Below are 17859 nucleotides of genomic sequence, written 5' to 3'. Positions count from 1 at the left end.
CTAAACGGATTTTTCCGCTTGGTTAGTTCCTGCAACAAAGGGGCTCAATAATATGTTATCTGTCAATGGTTCTGTATCTATGTTTAGATGCTTATACATTGCCTTAATTAAATCAAGCAGTCGCTCATGCCCTATTTTCGCGGCTCCACCACCTTGAATATGTTCATGGTATGCTTTAAATGCAGCCAGCACTTCTTTGGATTCATAGTAAACCACTGGTACTCGATTTATTGCATCCACAAATCTTACACAGTGGAAGTCATAACGATTAGCCAGTAACTGTTGCAGAACTTTTAGTTTCAGCCTTCTTATCTCATTGCGTTTGTAATGCCAATTTGAAATTAAGACACCAAGCAAACCTGATAGCAGAGCCGATGCTAAAATTGGAAGAATAGTTAGAGCAATTTCATCTGAGGTTGACATATCTCCTTCTATATGCTAACTTAGTTTAAAATTTGCGGTCTAAACCTAAAATGCAAAAATCAAGCTGTCCCAAAAGTGCTAGCCTAAACACGTCAACAAAATTTAAATTTGCAAACAACATACCGCTCTATTGGTGTAAAAATGGGAAAAATAATCTCAAGCGGAACAATAGTTTTCGATGGAGAAAAAATAAAATATGCTTATCGCCGTGGCGAACTTATGCCAAACAGTAAGGAATGGAATAACTATATCGAAACAAATTATCATGGAAACCCAATAAGCATCGATGACCATGGCTATGGCGAGAAGTATGCAATAAGTTTGTTGAAAAACGAGCTTGCAATCTGCAAAAAGAACCAAAATCGATAACACACTGTTCCCTAAATTAGGGAAGAACCAATGAGCCAAGAATTTTTAGCACCAGATGTTATGTACCCGAAAAACGAGAGCGCAAAAACTTAAAGCTAATTGGCTTAATTATCAAAACATGAATGAGATTGGAAAAGCCAAAATAGGTAATGATAAAATCACAATTCGCCTTGCTGCCATTCCTGATTTTGCGCTGAATGAATATCACCAAGAACAAATTGAATACTATTCAAAATTTACCGAATTAGTGTATAGAGCATTAAGCATTGACTCAGTTAGTGTCTTCTTGCAAGAACTTATTAAAAATCTGGGCATCAATGAAGTTGAGATTAGAATTATGCGCTTGCCTTCGTTTAAGAGCAAGATAGTTGGAATTACCGTGAAAGGAAGAATCCTTGACCATCAATTACATGGGCGTGCATGGAAGAAGAAACCCTTGATTGATATTTTTCCTGATTGTCTTTTTCTCGATAAGTTTTCTGAGCCTTATTTGAATGTGGGCTTAAGGGGATATGTTGTCAATGGTTCTATTCGAACAGTAATTCATGAACTGCTACACAAATCAGGTTTACACGATGAAGCCAAAGTTCGGGAATTGACAGAACAACTTTACAAGGAATTTAGAACAAAATATATTCAAGCGTTTAATGAAGAAATTAAACCATTAGTCAAAGAATGGAAACGTTTTGAAAAGAGATTAACATCTCCCCGTTGAAGAGAATGCCTATCGTATATGCAGTTAAGAGGCAAAAATTTAAACGCTAATTTGGTTGATGAAAAGATTGTTAGAACAAGAGAACAAGTTTGAGACCTGAAGAGATCAACATCTAATTTGCAAAATCACCTGAAGCGATAATCATGAACACAATTGAACAGCTTAGAAATCGTGCCGAGTTAAATTTTTGCGAAAGATGTTTCCAATAATATAAAGCATTGATTGAACCAAAGCATTAGGGGAAAGGGTGAACCCTTATGACTAAGAAAGGACTTGACAAGCGTTTCAATAATAAGAGGATTGAAGGAAATCTGAAGCAGTTACCCCAACTAAAGAGAAGAGGTGGAAGAAATATGTCAAATGCACTCCGCTCTTGGACGATTGGAGACGTAGGCGAAGTTATCGGGTTCTGGGCTCTTCATAAAGCCCGATTTTGGCGCATTGTTAAACCCTTATTGTTGCAACATAAAAGTGAAGATAAGCTAGTAAACATCTCTAGTTTTATTTCGCCAAATCAACTTAGGCAGGGTCTATGTTGGCTTCCCAATAGCGATGAACGTTACTACAGAAAAATCCTCACAGAAGAACAAATACAACTCACCTTCCGATGGGATTTTCTGGCTCTGAAATACAAGGTAGGTCCATGCCTTGTGGAAATAAAAACTCAGTCTGGAACCGAGCCATCTGATGATTATAGATTATTCAAAAAGAGAGATTTTTCAAAAGAGAAGAAGATGGGCTTTCAAATTTTTTGCCTAAGAGTCGTACTGCGAGAAAATTGGGAATTTGAAGTTGTGATTGAAGAATTATAAAGATGCAGCATAAACATTAAGAAGCCCCTCTGGTTAACAGACCTTTCAGCAAAGCTCAAAAGACCCGAATAGTTAACAAAACGGAAATCAGCAAAATAGAAAAGGTAGAACTCATAATAGTCGTAGTGTCTGTTGCCTATGAAGACCCTAAAAGAAATAACCTCCACCATAGAAGCTCTAAAACCCCAACTCAGGGAGCAATTTAAAGTGAAAACTATCGGCGTCTTCGGCTCCTACGTTCACGGGGAACAAACCACCAAGAGCGATGTTGATGTGTTGGTGGAGTTTGAGGAGCCTGTAGGTTTGTTTGAGTTCATGGATTTAGAATTCTTCCTCTCCGACACTTTAGGCATAAAAGTGGATTTGGTATCTAAAAAAGCCCTCAAACCCCACATAGGAAAGCGGATTCTTGAGGAAGTCGTCATCGTATGAAAAAACGTGACGCAACCGATTACCTAAAAGACATTCTGGATGCAATAGATGAGGTTGAAACCTTCATTGACGACTTAACTTATGATGAATTCATTAATGACAGGAAAACCCTCAATGCTGTGGTGCGCAGCATCGAAGTAATTGGGGAAGCAACCAAGAACATCCCAGAGGCAGTGAGAGCAAAATATAAGGAGTTGCCTTGGAGAGAAATGGCTGGCATGCGAGACAAACTAATCCACGGTTACTTTGGGATTGACACTGAAACAATCTACAAAGCAGCCAAAACCAACATCCCAGCCCTAAAACAACCAATCCAAAAAATCCTAAAAGAACAAGAAAAACAATAACCGCTAAAACAAGTCTCCCTATATTCGCTTTGTCCATTTCTATCTTGGCACTACTACAAGAAACGGTTTGGGCGCTGCTTCTTTACTTGCATAACACGCTAAGGCTAAGGCAAAAAGCTGGTCGTCATGTCTGCCTTTTGGGTGGCGGAACTTTATGTGTATGTGTTCTTGAGCCGTGTTTGGCTTTTGATACTCGTATTGTTGCTCGTTTATTTGAGCGATTAATTGTTTGTCTTCCCCTCGAATTTGCAGTTGCTTTTTCTCCATGAGAAGCTTAAGGTAGTTGAGCATGTTCTCTTTTTCAGTATCCGTAAAGAATATGCCTTTGACGTTTGGTATGTCAAGACTTTCCAACTCGTCTACTACGGCGTCGCCTATGCCTGTTTTGTCAACATACATTCCTTCAAAATCAAAAATTTGGTGCGCTCTCGCAACGTAGGCAATGACTTGCGGGTAGGGTGTGCCCAACGGAAATTGGTATTTATGGACATGCCTGACTATTTTTTTATCAGTTAACTCAACAACTGACAACACGCTGTGGTCTACTTGCTTGCCTAGGTCAATGCCTGCAAAGTACCTTCCTCGAATCTTTTGTGTGGGCTTTATGTGCTCAATGTCTTCGATGTACTGGTTTGGCGAGTTCGGATTATCCAATTCCGCGTCTATGCAGCTAGCGATTAAGTCCATAGGAAAGAATGTTTGCGATATTTCAATCCACTGCGCCTCTACTTCTCTTTGCCACTCCTCTTTTGTCATCATCTCACGCCATTCTAGGAGCTGTGACTTACTTACCAGTGGGCTGGAGTCGCTTGAATAATGATGTACAGAGTACCGTTTAATGTCTAAGAATGCTTTTCGGAAAACATGGTCAAAAGCCATCGGGGTTCCGCTCATTATCAAAGCCACATTTGGTTTAGTTAGCATAAGCATTATTTCGCTTGTAATCATTTCAGTCGGAACTATGCTTGCTTCATCTACAAAAATCCAGTCAGGATGATAGCCCCTGAGCTTATTTGGCGAACAAGGCAAAGCAATTAGTTTACCGTTTAATGGCGGTTTAAGCTTGATGACTGTTCTTGTTGAGCCTGGATGCTGAAGCATTTCTCGCAAAAGCGGATTCGCAGTTATTGTGGAATAGCAGTAATCGAACATTATCATGCTTTGGCGTTGTGTACTGCTTATTATGAGGCTTTCAACGTTGGGTTTGGTGAAAAGAAGCCAAAGGTTCTTACGGCTAAAGACAAGGCTCTTACCCCAACCTCTACCGCAAACAGCCACTTGTCTGGGGCTGAGGTCTCTTAGCAGTTTTTGATGGTCAGGCGCATCAACCAGCCAGCCATCACCACACATGAGAACACTAAAGAAAACAGGGTCACTGACTAGTTTGTGTGCGATTTCAGGATGAGCGATTAGCTGTTTGTAAGCCCTCGGTCTCTGCCTAAGGTCACTGTAAATCTGGGCACTGAATTTTAGGTCACTTAGCGCCTTTTGAACGAAAGCGTCCTCTTCCATGCCCTAAAATCACGCCTAAAATGCCTTGCAATTCTTGGCTCCACATCCCTTAGATAGTCGCCTAAATTCTGTTCATCAAACTGCTCCGACTCACCCTTCTGCGCTAACAACTTGTTTAGTGTGTTTATGTGGAAGGCAAGAACGTTTGCCACACTGGTTTTCTCTTTCACCGTAAGCTCAAGGCTTTTGAGCATCTTTTCTAACTCCTTAATGGTAGTCCACTCGCTTAAAATCAGCGCTTCATGGTTTGGACCATCTGTTTGCTGTTTTTCTTTCGAATTTTGTGCTTCCAATTCTTGCCACCGCAAACTATTAGGTAATGTTATGTTGGGGATTGCAATAGTGCGAATCGCCGAATTTATAAAATTCGACGCAACAAAACACTCATTCTAAAAAGGGTTAAAATAAAGAGAGGTTAAAATAGCCCTGAAAACGCCATCCTTAAGTCTTGGTTGCACATGACCGCGTTTTGAATGTAAGCTTTTTCTTTGCTTTTTGACAAGACAACTTGTTTTAATGTCATGTATGCCCATTTGACAAATTTACAAAAAGGGTAGAGAAACATTTATCAATTACAGTTCAAACGTAATGTAGCATTACACAAAAACGCTGAGACAGACACAAAAGTAAAGGTTTGAATAGAAAAAATGGACATAAAAGACTACTACTATAAACTAAAGTTAAAAACCGAACCCATAATAGACGACACAACCCTACGGGACGGCATCCAAATGCCCGGCTTAGCGGCAGCACCGCATGACTCAGCCAGAATCGCTCAGTTGCTGGCCGAAATCGGTGTTGAACGCATAGAGCTCTTTCACTATCAAGAGCCAGATAAAAAAGCAGCCAAACTAATCCAAGACTTAAACCTCAATTTGCGGGTTGCTGGTTGGTGCAGAGCCGTAAAAGAAGATATAGACAGCGCCGTCGCATGTGGGTTTAAGGAAGTTGGCATCTCTCATCCTGTCTCATTCATCCATTTCAAGGCAAAGTGGCCAGACAAAACCGTTGACGAAATCTTAGCCAACGTTGTTGATGTCACTGAGTATGCGGCTAAAACTTGCGGCTTGAGAACCTTCGTTCACGGCGAAGACAGCACCAGAGCAGACTGGAACTTCGAGAAAAAATTCATAAACGCTATTGCTGACGCTGGCGCTGAATGCTACCGCATATGCGACACAGTGGGCATCGGCTTGTCTGACCCTGCTGCGCCTTTGCCTAACGGTATCCCAGCAAAAGTAGTTGCCATAAAGAAAGAAACAAAAATAAAAGCCATAGAGATTCATGCGCACGACGATTTCGGCAACGCTGTCGAGAACACCATGGCAGCAATCAAAGTGGCTTCAGGCGTCTGGGACAAAGTCTACGCCAGCACAACATATCTCGGCATCGGCGAGCGCGCAGGAAACGCAGAAACCGAAAAAGTAATGCTCAACCTGTATCTGCATTATGGCGTCAGCAAGTTCGAGGGCAAAACCAGCAAGATGAAAGCTACAGCGGATTACATCGGCAAAGCCACAGGCTACGTTGTGCCACCTAACAAGGCAATTGTTGGCGACTACGGCTTTGCGCACGAATCAGGCATCCACACCCACGGCGTTCTCAATGACCCATGGACGTATGAACCTTATCCACCTGAACTTGTCGGTAACGAGAGGCGTTTGACGATTGGGAAGCAGTCGGGAAAAGGCATAATCAAGCACAAGATAACGGAGTTAGCAGGCACGGTTCCAGACGACCAAACAGTAGCCATGGTTGTGGAGAGGGTCAAGGATATTTACGCGAACGGCAGAAGAGCCTCACTAAAAGAGGAAGAGTTCAAGAGAATTCTGCGCACGCTAAAGATACTGCCAATGCCAACCAACAATTGCCATTAGCCACACTTTTTTGGTTAATCCAACTTTTTTGCTTCTTGTTGAGCGAAAGGGAAAATAACCTAATCGCTAAATTATAGTGGCAAGTGAGCGTTCATGGTTGAAGTTGATATTTCATTAATTGTTATAGTAAGCAATACTTTGGTTGTTTTTGCCACGTTTTTAGCTACACTCTATCGCATTAAGATTGAGCGTGACCAAATTAGGACTTTCAAAAATAATGTATCCGCTAGTCAATGCTTGGAGTCTTTTCGCAAGTATGTTAAGGCTGAGCGCTCCGCGATTTTGCACATGGAAAAAGCTGACTTGGAAAAGTTTGTTGACTACCTAGAGAAGCTAGGTGAAGGCTAACAGGAAAATCAATATCATATAGAATGGAGAAGTGTACGGTTTGAGTTTAGCAGTAGAAGCCACATCCTTAACAAAACAGTTCGGACAAATAAGAGCACTCGACGGCGTTAGCTTCAAGATTAAGCCGGGAGAAATTTACGGTTTAATTGGACCCAACGGTGCAGGAAAAACTACCACACTGCGCATCGTTTGTACACTAATCAAGCCGACATCTGGCACGTTAAAAATTTTCAATCAAGACGCTGTTAAGCAAGCTGAAAAGGTAAGGCAGATTATCAGTTACTTGCCTGAAGAGTCAGGGGCTTACCCGAACCTGACAGGTATGGAGTATCTTGAGTTTATGGCGAAGCTGCAGACTAAACCTGATGTAGATGTTAAGGCTGTTATTGCTGAGGCAGTGCAGATTTGCGGGCTTGGCGACCGCTTGAAGGATAAGGCTAAGACTTACAGTAAGGGCATGAAGCGTCGTTTGTTGGTTGCGCGTGCGTTGATGACTCAGCCAAAGTTGGCGGTGCTTGATGAACCTGCAAGCGGCTTGGATGTTATGCACGCATACCATATCCGCGAGATAGTTAAGCGCTACGTCAAAGAGCACGGCGTGACTGTTTTGCTTAGCAGCCACAACATGTTGGAAGTTGAGTATTTGTGTAATCGTGTGGCTCTCATAAACAAGGGTAAACTTGTCATGGAAGGAGAGCCAAAAGAACTCAAAGAGCGTTTTAGCAGCGAGAACCTAGAAGAGGTTTTTGCCAAGGTGGTCGGTTATGCTTAAGGGCTTCACAACCATACTGGTTAAAGAGTTAAAAGAGCTGATTCGCGACCCAAAAATTTTGGTCGGTATGATTGTTTTACCCTTGGTTATTTTTCCTGCCATGGGGCTGGTTTTGGGTTATGCGGTTGAATCGGCTCAGGAGCAGGCGTTGAAAGCCACCTTGTTGGTGGTTGACAATGATGAGGGCGTGTGGAGCGATGCTTTTGTCACGTACATGAATAACAGCATGAACGTGGTGATAATCAACAATACTTCACCGCAGGAAGTGGTGAACCAAGACTTGCTGGGCCATTACAATAGCACCATGTTTTTGGTGGTTCCATCTGGATTTAGCGAGAATTTAACTAGGCATGACGCTGGTGAATTGAACGTTACGGGAACAGTAGGTGTTTATAATGTGTTTACGGGTGGCGGCGGACTCTTTAGCAGTATTGGTGGCTCAGCTGTCAGTGTGCTTGTTGGAGGGTTTAATCGGGCTGTTGCTCCTGACTTGGTGGTGACTTTGCAGTCTACTATAATTAAAGGGCAAATTCAGGAAGGCGTTGATGCCAGCGTCTTGTCTGGTTTGATGTTGTCGCAGTCGATTGCTTTGCCGATTACAATTATGATTATGCTGACTTATGCTATGCAGATTGCTGCTACCAGCGTTGCAATGGAGAAAGAAGAGAAAACTCTAGAAACGCTGTTAACGGTGCCTGTTGACAGGTTTGCGATTTTAATGGGCAAGGTTTCCAGCACTATCATTGTCGCGGGGATTGCTTCAGTTACGGTTTTGGTTGGTTACACTTACATGCTAGGATCCATATCGTTTGGTGTTGTGGGTAGTTTGGGTTCTGGAGTTGACTTGGTTGCTTTGGGGTTGGTGCCTTCTGTCGGGGGTTATGTTCTTTTGGGTGTGAGCTTGTTCGTTACGTTGCTTTCAGCTCTAGCACTGGCGGTTGTGATGTCTGCATTTAGCGAGAACGTAAGAGGCGCTCAAGCGTTAGTTGGCTACATTTATCCGCTGATTTTCTTGCCAGCGATGGCTCTAATTTACTTGGATGTGAAATCTTTGCCCTTAGCGTTGCAGGCAGTGTTTTATGCTATTCCTTATAGTCACCCGATTATTGCGTCACAAGCTGTTGTAACTGGCGATTACTTGATTGTTGTGCTCGGAATTGTTTACGTTGCAGCCTTCACCATCGGCATAATGTACATTGCCTCACGGTTGTTTGCTACAGAAAAGATTTTGACTGCAAAACTCAAGTTAGGCAAAGGTAAAGCAAAAAAAGAATCAACCGAATAAGCACCGCAACTTTTTCTATACCCCCTTATTTATATTACAAATATAAATTGGGCGCTATGTTGTAAGAAGCTTGTTGCTCTGCAGCTACCCCCCCATCCCCTTATAAAAATCACGTTGGGGTTCACGTTGGATACTGGATGATGTCAGTTTACTACGACCATAAAGAAGTTGGCTGACGTGACCTTGCCAATTTTACAACTACCTTGAAAAAGGTAACATTCTAAGGATTCTCAAGAAATAAACGCCCTTCTTCAGGGATCGAATAATGAAAGATATGAACAGTCCTTGTTTAAGCCTCTAAGTATTGGCTATGGAACATAATATTTCCGCTCTCTCATCTGATTTAGAAGGTTACTAAAAATACCAAACCGCAATAGCAGAAACCGCTAAAGCAATGGGACACACAGTTAAGATGATTAGGGAAAATAACATACCTTCCGAACTACAAGCAATGTGTAACTTTGTTAAAAAGAAAATCAACCCGTTATCTGCTCAGACTAACTCTGAATATAGATAAAGTCCTCTGTTTAAGACAATCGTATTTGTGTTCTCGCTCTGATTTGATAAATTCATAGCCGATAACTGAAAAATTTATTTACTAATAGAATCTAATACAATGAATTTATGATAAAAGAAGCAATCATAATTATGATTGCAGTGTGTTGTATATTTTCATTTATTCCACTGACTTGGATATCATATCCTCCAGCTAGTCCTTTTGGTCCATTATTATCCTTTGCTTTGCTTTTCATTGTTTTGATCTTTGCTGCTCATGACATTAAGAAACTATATGGTAATAAGGAATATCGCTTAGCTAAGAATTTTATTCTTTTCCTGATTCTTTCAATAACACTTTCTTTTGTTATATTAATGCTGGTATGGCGTTACTTTACGCTTCCGACCGTACAATCAGTTTTTTTATCTGAAATATTCTAACTATTTTGACGACTTGCATCAGTTTTTTAGTTCTTAGGTTAAGATAAATATCTAACACTTGCAAGACTAAGTTAACGCTTAAAGAGAGTTGAGATGGTACCAAAAGCAAAGGGTTGTATATTTTGCCTTTGAATTGGTCGTTGTAATAATAAATATATTAGCTTTTACAGAGAAATCAAGCATGCAAAAAAAGTTTTCAACATTTTTGGGACGATTTTGCTCCAACAGCGTCTATCCGTTTTTTGCCAAATAATGAACCATCTGATTCTGATTTGCTATGTAGAAAGTTTATATCAAAAGCCAGCATAAAGCATGGAAGGTTCGTGAAAGGATGACTAATCAAAGTGACGCTGAAAAATTCCAGTTTCTAGTCAAGCTAGCCTTCGAAAAAGGGGCAGCAGACGCCAAAATCATTCCAGCCAACAAAGTGGTCGTTGAGGACCGCGTTGTTCTCAAGTGTAAAATCGGTTGTAATCACTATGGGAAAACCCTTGCCTGTCCGCCCTACACGCCCAGTGCCGGAGAGTTCCGAAAAATCGTCAGCGAATACAGCTATGCCATGTTCATGAAGTTCACCTCAAACGCTCAGGCTGACCCTGAAGTGTATACGAAGCTTATGGTGGCTGAAACCGACCCCTCCGTGCCGAAAGAAATCAAAGAGAAAGCCGCCAAGTTCTGGCAGGACTGGAAGGATGACAAACGCAAAATGCTCCAAACAGTGGTTGATTTGGAAAAAGCCGCCATGAACAAGGGCTACACGTTGGCAATATCTTTCGTTTCAGGACATTGCCAACTCTGCGAGAAATGCAATACTGAAACAAAAATTTGCGTTCACCCTAATCTTGCGCGCTGGTCAGAAGACGCCGTTGGCGTTAACGTAAGAAAAACCGCAGCTAACGCGGGCATTGCATTTAGTTTTCCATTCGCTAAGAACCCTGAATCATTTGCATTACTGCTCATAGATTAAAGGCGTGTTTAGGCAACATCTAAATATTCTAACGTTTAATTGAGGAAGCGAAGCCTATGAAACTTTTACTCGATGAGATGTACGCTGGCTTAAAAGAATACTTCGAGACTTTAGGTTACCAAGTTTTGACTGCTCAAGAAGCTGGACTCAAGAGCGCAAAAGACCGCGACATAGTAGAGTATGCTGGCAAGCACAACTTGCTCTTGGTAACCCAAGACCAGAAGCCCGCTGAACTTGCAGAATTGCTTGGAGTTAAATGCGTTTTCATTTCTAACTTAATGATTGCCAAGATAGTGGACCAAAAAATAAAGGAATCCTTCAAAGAATAACTCAAACGCTCATGTGACGCAGATACTTATTCCACAAGTAAGAGGCTGCATAACCCGCTACTGCGCCCGTCACTGGACCCATGAATAAGACGAGCGCGTCTAGCATGGGGCTTCTTTGAATAAACAAGCTGACGTAGGAGATGCCTTGCGTAAACTGTGGAAAAGCAGCAAATGCGGAGTAACTCGACACAGCTATTAGTAACGTTGCAACAGCCATTGCGAGTATCAACTTGTTACGATTTACTCCCAAACGAGAACCGTTGACTTTAAAGACAAACAGGGATATGTCCACAAAGACACCAAAGAGAAAAGCAAAGAAGAAAGTGAAAGGACCCAAAGCAGGGCTGCTGAGAGCGGTCAATAATCCTCCAACCGCTCCTGCATACATTGCGCCTACTTTTCGGATAAACAATGAGCTTAAAGCTAAGAGGACAGCCTGAACGACGATGAGAAGGTAGTTTATGGGGGGAGGTAGAAACATGTTGGTTACAAATATTATTGAGCCAAAGAGTGCAGTTATGAACAATCGGTTGAGCTTATGCGTTCATTATCCCCCATTTAGTATAGCTGTTTGGTTACAATCTAAAAAAGCTTAACGTAGACGCAAACGCAATGTTTCTTCTTGTAATAGTCCAGATTGTTTTTTAACGGAAAAATATAAATTGTCAGGCTACATTTACTAGTTAACACTTAATATTTGACTTATAAATGTAAATAGGGGATAAGGGAAAAAGTTGAGCACTCATGCAGAAGACCTAAAACTTCGCTTAATGACAATCGAGCTTTTACGCACTGCAAAATATAAGCGAAATATCACTTATAGAGAATTAGCCTCAAAAACAGGCTTACCAGTCACAGTTTTAAGCCGTTACGCAAAAGGCCACGTGTTACCAAACACTACAAGAGCCAAACAGCTCTGGCGTGTACTGACCAAAATGGTTGGGCTCGAGGCAGAACTTAGAAGCAGGATAAAATTCGACGAAATCGGCTACTTTGACAACACCGAAATCGTAGGTGACTACAACATTCTCCAGCAAGCCGCCAACCATGCACTAGCAAACTTCGCAGGAAAACGTGTAACAAAAGTCCTAACTGCCGCGGTTGATGGCATTCCGTTAGCCACGATGGTTGCGAATGCGCTAGGTGTGAATCTCATTGTGGCAAAACGTAACAAAGAGGTAGGCGTCAAAGCTTTCCTAGAAGAAACCTACATCTTGGGACGCGATTCAGGTGTAACTATAACACTCTATATTCCAAAGGAATCTATCAAGAAACGTGACAGCGTCCTAATCGTTGATGACATGATAAAAAGCGGTGACACACAGGAAGCACTGGTGAATCTGGTGAAGAAGTCGAAAGCAGAAGTTTCAGGCATCTTCTCGCTTGTTGCTGTGGGAGAAGAATGGAAAAAACGCTTAAAGTCAGGGGATGATTCACCCATCGAAGTCGTAACACATCTCAAATCACCCTTTGATACTTCCTAAGCATCTCTCCATTTCACAAACAGCGTTCTCTGGAGAAGAAGTAACATGCGAATGATAAAGTGGGAAAACGGTAAAGTAATCACGCCTGACCAAACCAAACTGCCCCTCCAAGAAGTCACATTGGAAATAACAACCGTGGAGCAGATGGCTGAAGCCATAAAAATGCTCCGTGTCAGAGGGGCACCACTTTTAGGTGCAGCAGCAGGCTTCGGAGTGGCAATAGCGGCTTATAATTCTAAAGCTAAGAGCAGAGAACAACTACTCAGGGAACTCGACGCGGCTGGCACACTCATTAAGCGTCAAAGACCAACCGCAGTGAACCTTTTCTGGGGGGTCGACCGCGTCTTAAACAGAGCCAAAACTTTTTCTGGTAGCTTAGAGGCACTTAAAGCGGCAGTTATTGAGGAAGCACAAAAAATCGCTGATGAAGACGCCGCACAAAACCGCGCCATAGGCAAAAACGGCTCAGTCCTCATAAAAGACGGCGACACTATACTAACCCACTGCAACGCTGGCGAGCTTGCAACCGTCGAATATGGCACTGCATTAGGCGTAATTCGTGCAGCTTGGGCGGAAGGCAAAAAAATCAAAGTTATAGCCGACGAAACACGCCCACTGTTGCAAGGTGCACGGCTCACAGCCTATGAGCTAAAACGCGACGGCATACCCGTCACGTTGATTACGGATAACATGGCAGGCTACGTCATGAGCAAAGGTCTGGTTAACAAAGTAATTGTTGGCGCCGACCGCATCGTGCAGGGTACCGTATTCAACAAGATAGGCACATATAGCGTTGCAGTGTTAGCGCATGAGCACAACATACCTTTCTATGTGGCAGCCCCAAAATCCACCTTTGACTTGACACGCAAAGCCTCAGACGTAACCATCGAGGAGAGAAAAGCTGAAGAAGTCACTCATGTTGGCTGTCAACAAATCGCTCCCGACGGCGTAGCAGTCATGAACCCAGCCTTTGACGCCACACCGCTAAAGTATGTGTCAGCAATAATCTGTGAAAGCAAAGTTATCTATAACAAGGATTTTGGCGCTTTCAGAAAAGGAAAAGTATAGGCTCAAGAGTAAAGTAGCGAAGTGAAATGAACGAAAAAAAGACGGCGACACCTGCAGAATTCAGAACCATTGGCACTATCACAGAGGAAGGCGTTGTTGTAACAGAGCAAAGCAGTATGGACGCGCTTTCATCACGTGGATACGGTACAATAGAAGACAAGGTATTAACTTTGAGCTTTTATGAGTCATTATACCTCTTAGAAAAGGGCTTATTAGATGTCAAAAATAAAAAAGGCTCAGCAATAGACTTCCAAAGTCTTCTGCACGCCTACGAAAAAAAGAACGACAACGCATGGGGTAACTACCTTGTGTACCGTGACCTACGAAGCCGAGGCTACGTTGTAAGAGACGGTTTCGGTGCAGGCATCGACTTCCGAATCTACGAACGAGGGGCATACGGCAAAGATACAGCCCCTTACTTGATTTTAGGCATTCAAGAAGGAAAACCTTTGCCAGTCAATGAGTTGGTGAATCTTCTTCAGCAGTGCCAGAGCCAAAAAAAAGAGTTGATCTTGGCAGTTATAAACCGCCGAGGCGAAATAGTGCATTACTCAGTCGGAGAACTGCGTTTCCCAACCACAGAGAAGTAAACTATAAAGCAACAAAATGTTAAAAAATAGGAAATAGTGGATTCAAGAGAGGCTACGTGTATTCTCTGCACGTATAACCACATGCGATACATCGCAGAAATTGCGTTGAAGACTCATCAGAACCCCTAGTTTGAACCAACCAAACATTTGCCGTGTTATTTCCGCATCGTGGGCACTCCATGCGTACAGTCGGCAACGTATTGAATCCCTGCTCTTCTTTTCCAATTATAGCAACGAACTGCTTAGGGTCATGCTGAATAATCTTGCCATTAACTTTCACGGTTCTGCCTACTTCAGCTTTCTTATTCCCACATTTCATACACGTTAACATGACCATTGCTTGGCTTTTAGTGTTCACTTTGACTGGTTTGAGACGAGAACCACATTCAGCGCAAAACTCCATATCACAACTCCCTCAAAACATCACAAACGGCTTGGAGAAATCAAAGGTTGACTTTGGCGCAAACTAAAAGTGTTTGGGAGAGAGAGGGGAACAACGACTTTTCTGCCTGCGTCTCAGTCAACCGCTGATTTTCCTGACGCTTTTGGATATTATCACATCCGATGCGTGGTTATACCCATTAATGGAGTTTGAGTGATAAAAAATAATGTGACTGTACCCACACAACAACAAAAAAGAATAAAGTTGCAAGTGTTTTCATGTTTTTTAGATAGTGGTTTTTTTGTTTGTCTATCCTGAAACAGACTATTGATTATAAGAAAACTTGTACAGTTTTGTTTGTACGTACTAATTTTAGATACGTAGGACGCTTTCATAAGTTAGTTAAATAGCTTCAGCTATTCTGTGTGGTAATGGTAAATGGAGGAAAGTGTATGAAGCAAATCCCAAGTAAAAACAGGAAAGAACTGGAAGCCAAGCTGGCTGATGTATTCGATGATAAAATGGACGGATTGCCGACAGAATTGCGTGATATATTGCTAGATGACATGGTCACTGCCTTCGAAAATAGATTAAATGTGTTAAACAATCTGACAATAAAAGTCGCCAACTAATGCAAAGCATGGACAAAAATACTGATTAGTGATACATAAATGATTTATATAAAAAAGAGGAATTAAACAAAAAAAGAGGAGTATTAAAGTGCGTCGATCAAAACTTGAGATGTACGTTGACATCCTAACAGTCCTCGCTCACCGAGGACCATTAAAACTAACACATGTCATGTACAAAGCAAACGTTAACTGCAGTGTCCTCAAAGAATACCTTGACTTTCTCATGAAGCAGGGACTTGTTGAAGAGCGTACTGTAGGAAAAAGGCGTGTAGTTTTCGCCATTACGCAGCGCGGTATTACGGTTCTTAAATACTTCAAAGAATTAAAACAAGTTTTGCCCATAGTAGAGGAAGCAAGGAGCCAAGTGCCAATTCCCTACTAAACTCTCCCTGATTTAACCGCAACGCTTCAAAAAAGCTTTACCTTCGACTTTTCAAAACAATTTTGACAAGGCATTTATTGAAAAATAAATTAAAATGAGAGATTAATTACATGTTTAAAATATTTAGTTCAGTATCGCAAGACTTAATAAATAGTCTATTGTTAAATTATAAAACTGTACAGCTGATATACAGTTTGAGGGAATAGACATGATTAGGGATGAGTTATTCAACAAGAAGCCATTGAACGTTCTCGAAAGGATCGAAGACAGCCTAGAGAAGCTCAATGAGAAAATGGAAATAATGATTGCACTTCAGAAGAACGGCGTTGAGGAGCAAAAAGTCGCCGCCCCCTTATTACCTGATGCGTCATTGGATGTTATGACGTTACTTTCTATGCCTGATCATCTTCGAAAAACAGCTATGACGATTTGCAGATGTGGAAAAGCAACTGCTGAAGAAGTAGCTGAGCAAACCAGCAGGGCCAGGGCAGTAGAAAGCGCCTATCTTAATCAACTGGTGATTATGGGTTACATCAAGAAGGAGCGGAAGGGGAGAAAGGCTTACTTTTTCATAGATAGAGAAGCGCAGAGTTGAAAACCATGAGCAAAATAATCGCTGTACATTCATACAAGGGCGGAACAGGAAAAACTCTTCTTTCAGTTAATTTGGCTGCGTCTTTAGCAAAGGAAGGCAAGAAAGTATGCGTTTTTGACCTTGATTTTCGAGCTCCAAGCTTATTTGCTATATTGAAAGTGGATAAAGTTGATTGCTGGTTTAATGATTACCTCAATAATACCTGTGAAATCGATAAATCCCTTGTGGATTTAAGTGATAGGATTTCTTCAAGAGGCAAGTTTTTTGCTTCCCTAGCAAACCCTTCAACAGAAGCTATCCGTGACATGTCCTCTAAGGATAGAAAATGGGAAATGCGCGCTTTAGGTAAGCTTTTGGCTTTGCGGGAATCGATGCTTAAAAATCAAGAGTTTGATTATTTGGTTTTTGATACAAGCCCAGGCTTACAATATTCTTCGATTAACGCAATTGTTGCGGCTGACTTTGTAGTGGTGGCAACAACAGGTGATAGGTCAGATGTTGATGGTACAAAGCGCATGTTGCAGGAATTGTATAATCTGTTTGAGAAAAAAACTGGTTTGGTTCTAAACAAAGTTCTTGACCCATCTGCAAGCGCTCGGAAAACAGAAATACAAAACAAGGTTAAAATGGATTACCAAGTTCCCATGTTAGGAATAGTGCCTTGCTTCTGCGAGATTTTGCGGGCAGAAGGGAATTTAATTTTTGTCAGCGACAAACCTGACCATCCATTCACTAAGATTGTTGCTGAGATGGTACGAAAAATTGAGAATAACGAAGTAAACTAACCCGCTCTTCTTTTATTTTTTTAGGAAAAGTTTAAACAATATCTTCAGGTTAGAGTGTGCTCGGAACTGGAGATGTTGCTATTTGAGTAAATCAGCTGTAATTTTAGCAGGTGGCTCTTCTTCTAGATTAAACGATGACAAAGGCATTGTGGCACTTGCAGGTAAACCATTGCTAACTTACGTAGTTAATTCTGTTGAGGGTCTCGTAGATGAAACAGTCATAGTCACTAGCTCCAAGGAACGCGCAAACGCTTATGCAAAACTTGCTTCCTCGTCTAATGTGCGATTTGCTGTAGATGAATACGATTCAAAGGGGCCATTGATTGGAGCGTTAACTGGTTTTAAGTCTGTTAACGGCGAATACACGTTATTGTTGCCTGTTGATACACCGTTTGTTTCCAGAGAGGTTTTGTCTTTGCTTTTTGAATTATGCATCGGTAAAGTAGCTGCGGTTCCAAGATGGACAAGCAACGAAATCGAGCCCCTGCATGCTGTTTACAGAACAAAAGAGGCATTGAAGGCTGCTGAGGAAGCCTTTGTTCAAGGTGAAGTTGACATGCAAGCAATGGTAAATAGACTTCGTGGAGTACGCTACATTTCAACGCTTGTGATAGAGCAGTTAGACCCTGATTTGCGTACATTCTTTAACGTAAATACAGCTTTAGACTTGAAAAAAGCGGCAACAATGATTAAGCATGAGAAGAATAAAAACATAGTGCATCCATAATTCATAGCATTTTTTAATGTCTATTACTTAGAAGGGTAAAGCAACAAACCAGAAACCACAGTGCAGTGTAAATATTTTTATGGATGCGCC

25 protein-coding genes are annotated in these 17859 nt (G+C 41.7%); 19 read left to right on the top strand and 6 right to left on the bottom strand.

The window, feature by feature from the left end; genetic code table 11:
* Nucleotides 1-423, bottom strand: a complete 423-nt coding sequence (locus NWE95_05030; GenBank protein MCW4003261.1) for a hypothetical protein — start codon at nt 421-423, stop codon at nt 1-3.
* A gap of 141 nt (nt 424-564) precedes the next feature.
* Here NWE95_05030 and NWE95_05025 point away from each other — a divergent pair, with 141 nt between their 5' ends.
* From NWE95_05025 to NWE95_05005, 5 genes are all read left to right on the top strand, one after another.
* Nucleotides 565-792, top strand: coding sequence for a hypothetical protein (locus NWE95_05025; GenBank protein MCW4003260.1), 228 nt, complete (start codon nt 565-567; stop codon nt 790-792).
* A gap of 118 nt (nt 793-910) precedes the next feature.
* On the top strand, nt 911-1507 hold the full coding sequence (locus tag NWE95_05020) for a hypothetical protein (GenBank protein MCW4003259.1): 597 nt from the start codon (nt 911-913) through the stop codon (nt 1505-1507).
* A 257-nt stretch (nt 1508-1764) separates the two neighbouring features.
* The gene (locus NWE95_05015; protein ID MCW4003258.1) at nt 1765-2319 is read left to right on the top strand and encodes a hypothetical protein; all 555 of its coding nucleotides are present in this window, start codon (nt 1765-1767) and stop codon (nt 2317-2319) included.
* A gap of 138 nt (nt 2320-2457) precedes the next feature.
* Complete coding sequence (locus NWE95_05010; GenBank protein ID MCW4003257.1) at nt 2458-2751, top strand: nucleotidyltransferase family protein; 294 nt, start codon at nt 2458-2460, stop codon at nt 2749-2751.
* On the top strand, nt 2748-3098 hold the full coding sequence (locus tag NWE95_05005) for a DUF86 domain-containing protein (GenBank protein ID MCW4003256.1): 351 nt from the start codon (nt 2748-2750) through the stop codon (nt 3096-3098). The genes NWE95_05010 and NWE95_05005 overlap by 4 nt, the downstream gene beginning before the upstream one ends.
* 39 nt (nt 3099-3137) lie before the next feature.
* Here the strand turns inward: NWE95_05005 and NWE95_05000 are convergent, their stop codons facing one another.
* Together NWE95_05000 and NWE95_04995 are read right to left on the bottom strand one after the other, a co-directional pair.
* Nucleotides 3138-4610 carry a hypothetical protein gene (locus tag NWE95_05000; protein MCW4003255.1) on the bottom strand — a complete coding sequence of 491 codons (1473 nt, stop codon included), beginning with the start codon at nt 4608-4610 and terminating at the stop codon, nt 3138-3140.
* Complete coding sequence (locus NWE95_04995) at nt 4577-4903, bottom strand: hypothetical protein (protein MCW4003254.1); 327 nt, start codon at nt 4901-4903, stop codon at nt 4577-4579. Before NWE95_04995 ends, NWE95_05000 begins: the two co-directional genes overlap by 34 nt.
* Before the next feature lie 354 nt (nt 4904-5257).
* On the opposite strand from NWE95_04995, the gene NWE95_04990 reads away from it, so the two are divergent.
* The 4 genes from NWE95_04990 (at nt 5258) to NWE95_04975 (ending at nt 8892) form a co-directional block, all read left to right on the top strand.
* Nucleotides 5258-6487 (top strand): isopropylmalate synthase, encoded by a 1230-nt coding sequence (locus NWE95_04990; protein ID MCW4003253.1) that lies wholly within the window; start codon nt 5258-5260, stop codon nt 6485-6487.
* 93 nt (nt 6488-6580) lie between these two features.
* Nucleotides 6581-6835 carry a hypothetical protein gene (locus NWE95_04985; GenBank protein MCW4003252.1) on the top strand — a complete coding sequence of 85 codons (255 nt, stop codon included), beginning with the start codon at nt 6581-6583 and terminating at the stop codon, nt 6833-6835.
* A gap of 40 nt (nt 6836-6875) precedes the next feature.
* Nucleotides 6876-7607, top strand: coding sequence for an ABC transporter ATP-binding protein (locus NWE95_04980; protein MCW4003251.1), 732 nt, complete (start codon nt 6876-6878; stop codon nt 7605-7607).
* Nucleotides 7600-8892, top strand: a complete 1293-nt coding sequence (locus NWE95_04975) for an ABC transporter permease subunit (GenBank protein MCW4003250.1) — start codon at nt 7600-7602, stop codon at nt 8890-8892. Before NWE95_04980 ends, NWE95_04975 begins: the two co-directional genes overlap by 8 nt.
* A 608-nt stretch (nt 8893-9500) precedes the next feature.
* On the opposite strand, the gene NWE95_04970 is transcribed toward NWE95_04975, so the two are convergent.
* On the bottom strand, nt 9501-9644 hold the full coding sequence (locus NWE95_04970; protein MCW4003249.1) for a hypothetical protein: 144 nt from the start codon (nt 9642-9644) through the stop codon (nt 9501-9503).
* Nucleotides 9645-10159: 515 nt separating this feature from the next.
* Between NWE95_04970 and NWE95_04965 the strand changes: the two genes are divergently transcribed.
* Nucleotides 10160-10795, top strand: coding sequence for a DUF2284 domain-containing protein (locus NWE95_04965; GenBank protein ID MCW4003248.1), 636 nt, complete (start codon nt 10160-10162; stop codon nt 10793-10795).
* A 56-nt stretch (nt 10796-10851) separates the two neighbouring features.
* Nucleotides 10852-11124, top strand: coding sequence for a DUF5615 family PIN-like protein (locus NWE95_04960; GenBank protein ID MCW4003247.1), 273 nt, complete (start codon nt 10852-10854; stop codon nt 11122-11124).
* Between the two features lies 1 nt (nt 11125).
* Here NWE95_04960 and NWE95_04955 read toward each other — a convergent pair whose 3' ends face one another.
* Nucleotides 11126-11605 (bottom strand): hypothetical protein, encoded by a 480-nt coding sequence (locus NWE95_04955; GenBank protein MCW4003246.1) that lies wholly within the window; start codon nt 11603-11605, stop codon nt 11126-11128.
* A 253-nt stretch (nt 11606-11858) separates the two neighbouring features.
* Between NWE95_04955 and NWE95_04950 the strand changes: the two genes are divergently transcribed.
* Genes NWE95_04950 through endA form a run of 3 tightly spaced genes read left to right on the top strand, consistent with a single transcriptional unit; the run spans nt 11859 to nt 14266 of the window.
* Complete coding sequence (locus NWE95_04950; GenBank protein ID MCW4003245.1) at nt 11859-12608, top strand: phosphoribosyltransferase family protein; 750 nt, start codon at nt 11859-11861, stop codon at nt 12606-12608.
* Between the two features lie 45 nt (nt 12609-12653).
* The gene (gene mtnA / locus NWE95_04945; protein MCW4003244.1) at nt 12654-13676 is read left to right on the top strand and encodes an S-methyl-5-thioribose-1-phosphate isomerase; all 1023 of its coding nucleotides are present in this window, start codon (nt 12654-12656) and stop codon (nt 13674-13676) included.
* Between the two features lie 26 nt (nt 13677-13702).
* Nucleotides 13703-14266 (top strand): tRNA-intron lyase, encoded by a 564-nt coding sequence (gene endA, locus NWE95_04940; protein MCW4003243.1) that lies wholly within the window; start codon nt 13703-13705, stop codon nt 14264-14266.
* Between the two features lie 52 nt (nt 14267-14318).
* Here endA and NWE95_04935 read toward each other — a convergent pair whose 3' ends face one another.
* On the bottom strand, nt 14319-14669 hold the full coding sequence (locus NWE95_04935; GenBank protein ID MCW4003242.1) for an RPA12/RPB9/RPC11 RNA polymerase family protein: 351 nt from the start codon (nt 14667-14669) through the stop codon (nt 14319-14321).
* A 431-nt stretch (nt 14670-15100) separates the two neighbouring features.
* On the opposite strand from NWE95_04935, the gene NWE95_04930 reads away from it, so the two are divergent.
* The 5 genes from NWE95_04930 (at nt 15101) to NWE95_04910 (ending at nt 17769) form a co-directional block, all read left to right on the top strand.
* Nucleotides 15101-15280: a hypothetical protein gene (locus NWE95_04930; GenBank protein MCW4003241.1), complete on the top strand. Its 180-nt coding sequence runs from the start codon at nt 15101-15103 to the stop codon at nt 15278-15280.
* An 88-nt stretch (nt 15281-15368) separates the two neighbouring features.
* Complete coding sequence (locus NWE95_04925) at nt 15369-15662, top strand: hypothetical protein (protein ID MCW4003240.1); 294 nt, start codon at nt 15369-15371, stop codon at nt 15660-15662.
* A 208-nt stretch (nt 15663-15870) separates the two neighbouring features.
* On the top strand, nt 15871-16257 hold the full coding sequence (locus tag NWE95_04920; protein MCW4003239.1) for a transcriptional regulator: 387 nt from the start codon (nt 15871-15873) through the stop codon (nt 16255-16257).
* A 5-nt stretch (nt 16258-16262) separates the two neighbouring features.
* Nucleotides 16263-17042 (top strand): ParA family protein, encoded by a 780-nt coding sequence (locus NWE95_04915; GenBank protein MCW4003238.1) that lies wholly within the window; start codon nt 16263-16265, stop codon nt 17040-17042.
* 82 nt (nt 17043-17124) lie between these two features.
* Nucleotides 17125-17769: a molybdenum cofactor guanylyltransferase gene (locus NWE95_04910; GenBank protein ID MCW4003237.1), complete on the top strand. Its 645-nt coding sequence runs from the start codon at nt 17125-17127 to the stop codon at nt 17767-17769.
* Nucleotides 17770-17859: the final 90 nt, after the last annotated feature.

This window comes from Candidatus Bathyarchaeota archaeon (genome assembly GCA_026014725.1).
Classification (GTDB): Archaea; Thermoproteota; Bathyarchaeia; order Bathyarchaeales; family Bathycorpusculaceae; genus Bathycorpusculum.
The sequence above is the reverse complement of the archived record's forward strand: the minus strand, read 5'-3'. Positions and strand labels throughout refer to the sequence as shown.

Excerpts from the sequence above, each read along its gene's own strand:
- NWE95_04990 (MCW4003253.1), top strand. The coding sequence starts at position 5,258 with ATGGACATAAAAGACTACTACTATAAACTAAAGTTAAAAACCGAACCC.
- NWE95_04975 (MCW4003250.1), top strand. The coding sequence starts at position 7,600 with ATGCTTAAGGGCTTCACAACCATACTGGTTAAAGAGTTAAAAGAGCTG.
- endA (MCW4003243.1), top strand. The coding sequence starts at position 13,703 with ATGAACGAAAAAAAGACGGCGACACCTGCAGAATTCAGAACCATTGGC.
- NWE95_05000 (MCW4003255.1), bottom strand. The coding sequence starts at position 4,610 with ATGGAAGAGGACGCTTTCGTTCAAAAGGCGCTAAGTGACCTAAAATTC.
- NWE95_04920 (MCW4003239.1), top strand. The coding sequence starts at position 15,871 with ATGATTAGGGATGAGTTATTCAACAAGAAGCCATTGAACGTTCTCGAA.
- NWE95_05010 (MCW4003257.1), top strand. The coding sequence starts at position 2,458 with ATGAAGACCCTAAAAGAAATAACCTCCACCATAGAAGCTCTAAAACCC.
- NWE95_05020 (MCW4003259.1), top strand. The coding sequence starts at position 911 with ATGAATGAGATTGGAAAAGCCAAAATAGGTAATGATAAAATCACAATT.
- NWE95_05025 (MCW4003260.1), top strand. The coding sequence starts at position 565 with ATGGGAAAAATAATCTCAAGCGGAACAATAGTTTTCGATGGAGAAAAA.
- NWE95_05015 (MCW4003258.1), top strand. The coding sequence starts at position 1,765 with ATGACTAAGAAAGGACTTGACAAGCGTTTCAATAATAAGAGGATTGAA.
- NWE95_05005 (MCW4003256.1), top strand. The coding sequence starts at position 2,748 with ATGAAAAAACGTGACGCAACCGATTACCTAAAAGACATTCTGGATGCA.
- NWE95_05030 (MCW4003261.1), bottom strand. The coding sequence starts at position 423 with ATGTCAACCTCAGATGAAATTGCTCTAACTATTCTTCCAATTTTAGCA.
- NWE95_04915 (MCW4003238.1), top strand. The coding sequence starts at position 16,263 with ATGAGCAAAATAATCGCTGTACATTCATACAAGGGCGGAACAGGAAAA.
- NWE95_04985 (MCW4003252.1), top strand. The coding sequence starts at position 6,581 with ATGGTTGAAGTTGATATTTCATTAATTGTTATAGTAAGCAATACTTTG.
- mtnA (MCW4003244.1), top strand. The coding sequence starts at position 12,654 with ATGCGAATGATAAAGTGGGAAAACGGTAAAGTAATCACGCCTGACCAA.
- NWE95_04955 (MCW4003246.1), bottom strand. The coding sequence starts at position 11,605 with ATGTTTCTACCTCCCCCCATAAACTACCTTCTCATCGTCGTTCAGGCT.
- NWE95_04965 (MCW4003248.1), top strand. The coding sequence starts at position 10,160 with ATGACTAATCAAAGTGACGCTGAAAAATTCCAGTTTCTAGTCAAGCTA.
- NWE95_04935 (MCW4003242.1), bottom strand. The coding sequence starts at position 14,669 with ATGGAGTTTTGCGCTGAATGTGGTTCTCGTCTCAAACCAGTCAAAGTG.
- NWE95_04930 (MCW4003241.1), top strand. The coding sequence starts at position 15,101 with ATGAAGCAAATCCCAAGTAAAAACAGGAAAGAACTGGAAGCCAAGCTG.
- NWE95_04970 (MCW4003249.1), bottom strand. The coding sequence starts at position 9,644 with ATGAAAAGCAAAGCAAAGGATAATAATGGACCAAAAGGACTAGCTGGA.
- NWE95_04960 (MCW4003247.1), top strand. The coding sequence starts at position 10,852 with ATGAAACTTTTACTCGATGAGATGTACGCTGGCTTAAAAGAATACTTC.